Genomic DNA, 8,422 nt, shown 5'->3' on the forward strand with positions numbered 1-8,422 from the left:
GTGGGTGGGTCACTGCTTCCTGCTTGACCTGTCTACAACTGACCCCTGAGTAGTCGACCACGTGCGCATACCCTTTGACCCTCGGCGCCGTAAGCGCAAGGTGAATCCTGACGGCACCATGTCGTTGGTCGATCACCTTCGTGAGCTGCGAAACCGGCTGCTGATCTCTGTCTTTGCGATCACCCTCACAACAATTTTCGGATTCGTCTGGTACTCCTATGGTTTCTTGGGAATACCGTCGCTGGGCGATCTGCTGCGCGAGCCCTACTGCAACCTGCCGACGTCCTCCCGCGCCGACCTCACCGGCGACGGCACTTGTCGACTGCTGGCAACCGGGCCGTTCGACCAGTTCATGCTGCGGCTCAAAGTGGGTTTGACCGCCGGCATCGTCTTGGCATGCCCGGTGTGGTTCTACCAACTGTGGCAGTTCATCACGCCTGGCATGGTCGAAAAGGAACGCAAGTACGCGGTCACCTTCGTCGGCTTTGCTGTCGTGCTGTTCCTGGCCGGGACCGCGCTCGCATACATGGTGATGTCGAAGGCGTTCGAGGTCCTGTTGACCATCGGCGACAATGTGCAGATCACCGCGCTGGCCGGCGACCTGTACTTCAACTTCCTCATCCACCTGCTGATCATCTTCGGCATCAGTTTCGAACTCCCGTTGCTGATCGTGGCGCTGAACATGGTCGGTGTCCTGAGTTACGCGAAGTTGAAGTCGTGGCGTCGTGGACTGATCTTCGGCATGTTCGTCTTCGCGGCCATCTTCACACCGGGTTCCGATCCGTTCACCATGCTGGCACTCGCCGGCGCACTGACGATCTTGCTGGAGGTCTCCATCCAGGTCGCTCACCTGCACGATTACCGCAAAGCGAAGCGTGAGGCCCAGGAATGGGACAACGTGAGCGACGACGAAGCCGCTCCGATCGGTGAGGCAAGCCCGGTCGGGCATGTACCCGGACCGGTGGAGCCACCAGAACCGGTGTCGGCTTCGTCCAGAGGCAGTGGAGCCGATCTTTACGATGACACTCTCTGATACGCGGACCGAACTGGAGAAGTTCGCCGGGCGACAGGCGTTTGCGCTGGACCCGTTTCAGCGTGATGCGTGCATTGCACTGGAAGACGGTCACGGTGTTCTGGTCTGTGCACCGACAGGTGCGGGCAAGACGATCGTCGGCGAGTTCGCCGTCCATCTGGCCCTCGCCGGTGGGTCAAAGTGCTTCTACACCACACCCATCAAGGCGCTGAGCAATCAGAAGTACTCGGATCTGGTTCGCGCCCATGGAGCCGAGTCGATCGGTCTGCTCACGGGTGATTCGTCGATCAACTCCCATGCGCCGATCGTTGTCATGACAACCGAAGTCCTGCGCAACATGATCTACGCGAATTCGCCTGCCCTGGAGACCTTGTCGCACGTGGTGATGGACGAGGTCCACTTTCTTGCCGACCGGTTCCGCGGCGCCGTCTGGGAAGAGGTCATTCTGCACCTCGAACCCTCGGTGCGCGTGGTGAGTCTGTCGGCGACGGTCAGCAACGCCGAAGAATTCGGATCGTGGATCCAGACAGTGCGCGGTGACACCACCGTCATCGTCGACGAACATCGTCCCATCCCGCTGAACCAGCACATGCTGGTGGGCAATCGGATTTTTGACCTGTTCGATCATCGCGACCACAAGGCGCCGAACAAGAAACCTTCGGTAAATCCGGAGCTGACCCGCTACATCCGGCAGCGCGAGATCGCGGCTCGGCGGGATGACGATTACACCAGCCGGGGACCCCGCGGACGCGGGCAGAGCAGTGAGCACCACCGCCGTGGTAGCGGCGTCCGTCCGGTGTCCCGCCCCGAGCTCATCGCACGTCTTGATCGCGACGGCCTGCTGCCGGCGATCAGCTTCATCTTTTCGCGGGCCGGTTGCGAAGGCGCGCTGACCCAATGCCTCCGCTCTGGACTCCGGCTGCTCGAACCGCATCAGGTTGAGCAGGTGAATCTCATCGTCGACAAGTACGTTGCCGAGTTGACCGCCTCCGACCAGGATGTCCTGGGTGTCCACAGCTGGCGCGAGGGTTTGACCCGAGGTTTCGCCGCGCACCACGCCGGACTGCTGCCCGCCTTCCGGCACGCGGTCGAAGAGCTGTTTGTCAAAGGTTTGGTCAAGGTTGTATTTGCCACCGAGACACTGGCTTTGGGCATCAACATGCCGGCGCGCTCAGTCGTCCTCGAGCGCCTGATCAAATACAACGGCGAATCGCACAACGATCTGACACCGGGGGAGTACACCCAGCTGACGGGCCGGGCCGGACGTCGCGGCATCGATGTCGAAGGCCACGCCGTGGTCGTCTGGACCGAAGACCTCGACCCCGGGCGCGTTGCCGGACTCGCGGGTGCACGTACCTTCCCGCTGCGCAGTTCCTTTGCGCCGGAATACAATATGGCTGTCAACCTGATCGGCCGTCTGGGACTGGCAGGTTCGCGCAACCTGCTGGACCGTTCGTTCGCACAGTTCCAGGCCGACCGATCGGTGGTCGGCCAGGCCCGGCAGATCGACACCACTCGGCGCCAGCTCCGCAAGATCGAGGTGGAGCTCGAAGGCCGGGCCGAAGGTCGCGGTCTCGACGCCGGCATCGACGGATTCCTCGGCTATACCCGGCTCCGTGAAGAGATCCGTGCGCGCGAACGTAATCTGAAGTTCCACAACCGGATGGCCGTGCAGCAGAGCACTGTTGAGGATCTCGCAGCCCTCAAGCGAGGTCAGGTCATCGGGCTCGCCGGCGGTCGTCACCGGGGTCTGGCCGTGGTGCTGGAAGCGGCCACCGACGTGCGTGACCCAAAACCGTTGGTGCTGTGTGAAGATGCCTGGGCCGGTCGGGTCGGCCAGCGCGATTTCCTCAATCCACCCCAGGTGCTCGGTCATATGCGTCTGGCGAAGCAGGTCGACCGGCGGACCGGGCGGGGCCGTCGGGACCTCGCCTCGGCACTGCGTTCAACCGGCATCGACATTCCCCGCGGCAAACAGACCAGGCGCACCCGTGCCGCCGACGATCCGGATCTCGCCCGGCTCCGTACCGAATTGCGCGAGCACCCGGCACACCAGATCCCGGCGCACGACGAGTTGTTCCGGCTCGCCGAACGCCGCAACCGCGTATCCAGGGAGATCTCGGCACTCGAAGAATCCGTGTCGGCTCGCACGTCGACGCTGGCGGTGAACTTCGATCGGGTCGTGGCGGTTCTCATCGACCTCGGCTACCTCGAGCAGGTGGAACACAAGTCGAACGGCGACATGACCGTCACCCCCGCAGGTGAAATCCTGAGCCGGGTCTACAGCGAGAGCGACCTGTTGATCTGTGAGTGCATGCGCACAGGTCTGTGGGATCACCTCGGTGCCGCTGAACTCGCAGCTGTTGCGTCATCGGTGGTCTATCAATCTCGCCGCGATACCTATGGCGGCGCGGACCTGGTGACCGGTGTTGCCACGGTCCGAGAAGCCCTGAGCCGCACCCATGCCGCATGGAAAGAGCTCGCTCGCGTCGAGATGAGCCACATGGTGGAACCGACACGCGAACCTGATGCCGGCTTCGCAACAGCGATCCATTTGTGGGCGACCGGCCGCGGGCTGACCGAGGTGCTTGCGGCCGCCGGTGAGCGGGGCACGTCGCTACCGGCCGGCGACTTTGTTCGCTGGAGCCGACAGGTCATCGATCTCCTCGAGCAGATGCGGATCGCGGCCGGAATCGGAGGATCGGATCGTTCGAAGCTGGCGCGCTCGGCATCCGCTGCGATTGCGGCCATCCGGCGTGGTGTTGTCGCTGTTGAACTCGGCTGACGCCGGGCAGGATTTCGCCGAGAGCCTGCCTGAACAGCCGCTGGATGTGCGGTATGTTCAGGTTTCGGAACTCGTGGACTCGCGATCGCGCGACGCGGACATGTGGAGGGGAAAGACATGAGCGGGCCCAACGACCCGAACAACCAGGGTGGCGGTTCGGCACCCGGTCAGTGGCAACCAGGACAGGGCCAGCCCAATCCAGGGCAGCCCGGACAGGGGCCTGACCCGTGGAGCCAGCAGACGTACGGCCAGCAGGGTGGTGGTCAGCCACCGCAGGGCCCACCGCCGCAACAGGGTTGGGGTCAGCAGCCACAGCAACCTGGCCAGTACGGACAACCCGGACAGTACGGCCCGCCGAATGCGTCCCAGCATGGTCAGCAGCCGCAGTACGGTCAGCAACCCCAGTACGGTCAGCAGCCGCAATACGGTGCGCCGCAAGGACAACCGGGTCAGTTCGATCAGCCCGGACAGTACGGTCAACCGGGCCAGTACGGTCAGCCGGGTGGCGATCAGTTCGCGGGTATGACACCGCAGAAGAACTCGAAGAAATTGCCGTTGATCATCGGCGCCGCGATTGTCGGTGTCATCGCAGTCATCTTGGCGGTGACCGCATTCTGGCTCCCGGGCTTCGCGGTGACCAAGGTTCTGAGCCAGGAGTCCGCCCAGGAGGGCGTTCAGTCGGTCCTGGAGAACGACTACCAGGCCAAGGATGTCGAGAACGTCCAGTGCCCGGAGGATCAGGAAATCAAGAAGGGCAACACCTTCACCTGCACCGTGACCGTCGCCGGCGCGAACCAGCAGGTCAAGATCACCTTCCTTGACGACGACGGCAAGTACGAAGTCGGCCAGCCGACCGCACAGTAGGCCTGCTGCCGGTGGCAGGTGGCGTCAGCCCACCTGCCAGCCGAGCGCCTTGCCGAGTCGGCCGATCGATGATCCGACGCCGAGTTCTTCGATCAGGTCCGCCAGGGCTGCCGGATCGGCAGGTGCTGTCGGAAGGTGATCGTCACTGTCTCCGATGATCTCGGCGTCTGTCTTCACGAAGACGACCGTGCGCGCGGCGCGCAGGTAGTCCGCGCCTTCGGCAAGAGCCTTGCGTTGACGCGGTGAGATGCGTTTGTCCGACGTGGTCGATGCCACGCGTTCGAGCTCGTCGAGGTCGCCGAATTCGTGCAGCAGCTTTGACGCCGTCTTCTCCCCGATGCCAGTGACTCCGGGCAGTCCGTCCGAGGGATCGCCACGCAGGATTGCCATTTCTGCGTAGGCCGAACCCGGATTCGCCGTTGGTACGTCGTACTTCTCGGCCAGTTCTGCCGGTCCGAACATCTCGGCCTTGGCCAGGCCGCGGCCGACGTACAGGACGCGAACCGGAACAGGATCGTCCGCGACGACCTGCAACAGGTCGCGGTCGCCGCTGACCACGATGACCGGGTCTTCCGCTTCGGAGTCCGCGAGGGTTCCGATCACATCGTCGGCCTCACAACCCTCGGCGCCGGCCGTGGCGATGCCGGCGGCGGCCAGCAGCTTCAGGATCATGTCGACCTGTGGCGACAGGGTGTCGGGTACCTCTTCGGATCCGTCGGTCACACCTTCGGCCACCCGATGGGCCTTGTACGACGGAATGAGGTCGGTCCGGAAGGCCGGGCGCCAGTCGAGATCGAGGCACACGACCAGGCGCTGCGGGTGCTCTCGGGTGACAAGCGAGGCGATCATGTCGAAGAATCCGCGGACGGCATTGACCGGTCGCCCGTCGGGTGCGGTCATCTTCTCGGGCAGAGCATGGAAGGCCCGAAACCAGAGGCTGGCACCGTCGAGCAACATCACTGGAGCAGTCATGCCTAAACCATGCCAGATCGGTGTCGACCGGCCCGGTATCTATGGTCAGGTGGCGCTGCGCTCGTCGGAACCCAGCACGTCGAGCACTGCCAGTTGCGACTCGGCATCACCTGTCAGCGGCTGACTCGAGGGACCTTGTCGCAAAGCAATTTTCACGTCTCCGCGATTGATGTTCGCGGGCACTGTGGATGCCACGAATGACAACACGAGATCGACAAACCGATCGGGGTCATCGCGGAACGGGAAGTGGCCGGACTTGTCGAAGATGATCAGCCGCGAGCCCGGCATCGCGCTGTGAAGCATGTGGGCGTGCTGCACCGGGATCACCTGATCGTCCGAACCCCAGATGATGAGCGTCGGGATTCCCGCACTCAGGTAACAGCGGTCCAGCATGGTGACGACCTGCCCGCGCCAGTCGACGGCGGATCGCAGGGTCCGGGCGAAGACCTCGGCGGAGCCCTTCTCCGGCATCCGCTCGAGCACGCGAATGATCTCGTTGTTGTCGCGGAACAGCGCTACCGGCAGATGTTCGTGCAACGTGCGTGAGGCTGCCGAAAACGTCGAAAAGACCATTGGAAGCGACACCGCACCCAGCGCGTATTCCGAAAACGGTAATGACAGCGCTCTGAGGATCGGATTGACGTCCTTGGTGACGCCACCGGTACCCACAAACACCATCCGTTCCACCATTTCGGGGTACTGATAGGCGAACTGACCGGCCACGCCACCTCCCAATGAGTGGCCGATGATTGTCACGCGTTCGACGTCGAGAAAGGTCAGCAGGTCGCGCATTCCGTTGGCAAAAGCCGGTACCGAGTAGTCGGCGCGTGGACGGTCCGAGAATCCGTGTCCGAGAAAGTCAGGTGCGATGACGGTGTACTTCTCGCTGAGCTGGTTGAACACCGGCTCCCAGGCCAACGAGTTGTCGCCGATACCGTGCAGCAACAGCAGAGCCGGGCCCGAACCCGCCATCCGGTAGGCACGCTTGTAGCCGTGCAGGTTTGCGAACTGGACCTGGGTGTCATCGGTTGGTACAGCCCGCAGTCGACGGCGTGCGCCTTCACGGTCCACGGTGACCTCCTGGGTTTCTTCAGAACAATTTTGCTCCCGTTGCGTATATCTTCCGCGCTACACGAGGTTTTCGCCGGGTTAGTGATCGCTTATCGCCTATTGAGATCGGATCGCGCCACTCCCAACTCCGTCTGAGATTCGGTTCGACAGTCGCCAACATCCCAGTTCTCACGACCGCTAGCCTTGAAACCATGGCGGATCAGCGATTCTCTGCAGCGGTGTACAAGTCACGTCTCGATCGGGCGCAGGAGTTGACGGCGGAAGCCGGCCTTGCCGCCCTCTTCATCACCCCCGGACCCGACCTGCGATACCTGACGGGTTCACGGGCGAGCACGTTCGAGCGACTCACCGCATTGGTGATCAGTCCGGGACGGGCGCCAGAGGTGGTCGTGCCCCGCCTCGAGTTGGCGGCGCTGCGTGAGTCTGCAGTCGACGAGTTGGGCCTGACTGTCCGCGATTGGGTGGACGGCCAGGATGCCTACACACTCGCCGTGCACGCTTCTGGCGGAGCCGGAAATCGCTGGGCCGTTTCCGAGGCGACGCCTGCCCTGCATACCGTCCCGTTGGCGGAGTGCTGGGGCAGTGCGCCAGAACTTGCCACACCCGTCATGCGTGAACTGCGCATGGTCAAGGACGATGCGGAGATCGAGGCGCTGCGACGGGCCGGCGCCGCGATCGACCGGGTACATGCGCGAGTCGGGGAGTGGCTCAGAGTCGGTCGTACCGAACGGGAGGTTGCGGCTGACATCGACGCCGCAATCATCGCCGAAGGACACACCCGTGCCGAGTTCATCATCGTGGGCTCTGGTCCCAACGGTGCCGATCCCCATCACGAGGTTTCCGATCGCGTGATCGAGGATGGCGACATGGTGGTTGTCGACATCGGCGGACCGGTCCAACCGGGCTACAATTCCGACTGCACCCGAACTTATTGTGTTGGAACACCTTCCGAATCAGTGGCCCGACAGTACGAGTGGCTCCAGCAAGCGCAGCGGGCCGCTGTTGCTGCTGTCCGTCCCGGTGTGACCGCCGAGCAGGTCGACGCGGCGGCCCGCGATGTGCTGGCCGCCGCGGGACTGGCCGACAAGTTTCTGCACCGCACCGGTCACGGGATCGGACTCTCGGTCCATGAAGAGCCGTATATCGTTGCGGGAAACGACATTCCACTTCGCCCCGGCATGGCATTCAGCATCGAACCAGGTATCTACTTCTCGGGCAACTGGGGTGCCCGCATCGAGGACATCGTAGTGGTGACCGAGGACGGCTGCGAAGCGTTCAATTCCCAGCCGCACGAACTGAAGTCGGTCTGAAAAACGTCAAGGCGAAGTCCCACTCACTTCGAACGATTGTTCGACAAGGGACGGTTCTCCGGGTAGACTGGTTGAAAGGTTTCGATCAGATGTGCTGGGGGGCATGATGGTTGACGATGTTGGTGGGGATGTTTCGTCGGTTTCGGTGTTGGTGGGTAAGTACCTCGAGTTGGAGGTGCTGCTGGCTGATATTGCGGAGTGCTCGGCGTCGGATATGTCTGATGCCGAGGTGAATGAGCTTGTGCGGGTGCATGAAAGGGTCGCCCGCAAGGTGGAGTTCGCGGGTTTGGGTCGGTTGTTGGAGGTGTCGGACCGGTCGTCGTATACCAAGGCCGGGTATTCCTCCTTGTTTGGTTTCACGCGCAAAGAGTTGCGGTTGACCAAAGG

General features: G+C 62.9%; 6 protein-coding genes and 1 pseudogene. 5 read left to right on the forward strand and 2 right to left on the reverse strand.

Annotated features, from left to right (window positions below; translation table 11 throughout):
- Nucleotides 1-61: 61 nt before the first annotated feature.
- The 3 genes from tatC to H290_RS30890 all read left to right on the forward strand — a co-directional run bounded on the left by tatC (nucleotide 62) and on the right by H290_RS30890 (nucleotide 4,682).
- Complete coding sequence (gene tatC / locus H290_RS0121980) at nucleotides 62-1,033, forward strand: twin-arginine translocase subunit TatC (protein ID WP_028463528.1); 972 nt, start codon at nucleotides 62-64, stop codon at nucleotides 1,031-1,033.
- Nucleotides 1,020-3,818, forward strand: a complete 2,799-nt coding sequence (locus H290_RS0121985; protein WP_020108997.1) for an RNA helicase — start codon at nucleotides 1,020-1,022, stop codon at nucleotides 3,816-3,818. The genes tatC and H290_RS0121985 overlap by 14 nt, the downstream gene beginning before the upstream one ends.
- Nucleotides 3,819-3,935: 117 nt before the next feature.
- Nucleotides 3,936-4,682: a DUF4333 domain-containing protein gene (locus H290_RS30890; RefSeq protein WP_028463529.1), complete on the forward strand. Its 747-nt coding sequence runs from the start codon at nucleotides 3,936-3,938 to the stop codon at nucleotides 4,680-4,682.
- Between the two features lie 24 nt (nucleotides 4,683-4,706).
- Here the strand turns inward: H290_RS30890 and H290_RS0121995 are convergent, their stop codons facing one another.
- Both H290_RS0121995 and H290_RS0122000 read right to left on the reverse strand, forming a co-directional pair.
- Complete coding sequence (locus H290_RS0121995; protein ID WP_020109000.1) at nucleotides 4,707-5,639, reverse strand: 5'-3' exonuclease; 933 nt, start codon at nucleotides 5,637-5,639, stop codon at nucleotides 4,707-4,709.
- A 60-nt stretch (nucleotides 5,640-5,699) separates the two neighbouring features.
- Entirely contained in the window at nucleotides 5,700-6,725 is a 1,026-nt protein-coding gene (locus H290_RS0122000; RefSeq protein WP_020109001.1) for an alpha/beta fold hydrolase, read from the reverse strand.
- 191 nt (nucleotides 6,726-6,916) lie between these two features.
- Between H290_RS0122000 and H290_RS0122005 the strand changes: the two genes are divergently transcribed.
- Together H290_RS0122005 and H290_RS0122010 are read left to right on the forward strand one after the other, a co-directional pair.
- Nucleotides 6,917-8,035, forward strand: a complete 1,119-nt coding sequence (locus H290_RS0122005) for a Xaa-Pro peptidase family protein (RefSeq protein ID WP_020109002.1) — start codon at nucleotides 6,917-6,919, stop codon at nucleotides 8,033-8,035.
- A 91-nt stretch (nucleotides 8,036-8,126) separates the two neighbouring features.
- Nucleotides 8,127-8,422 (forward strand): annotated as a pseudogene (locus H290_RS0122010) (hypothetical protein); the annotation flags it as partial.

The organism is Nocardia sp. 348MFTsu5.1, from assembly GCF_000383535.1.
Classification (GTDB): domain Bacteria; phylum Actinomycetota; class Actinomycetes; order Mycobacteriales; family Mycobacteriaceae; genus Williamsia; species Williamsia faeni.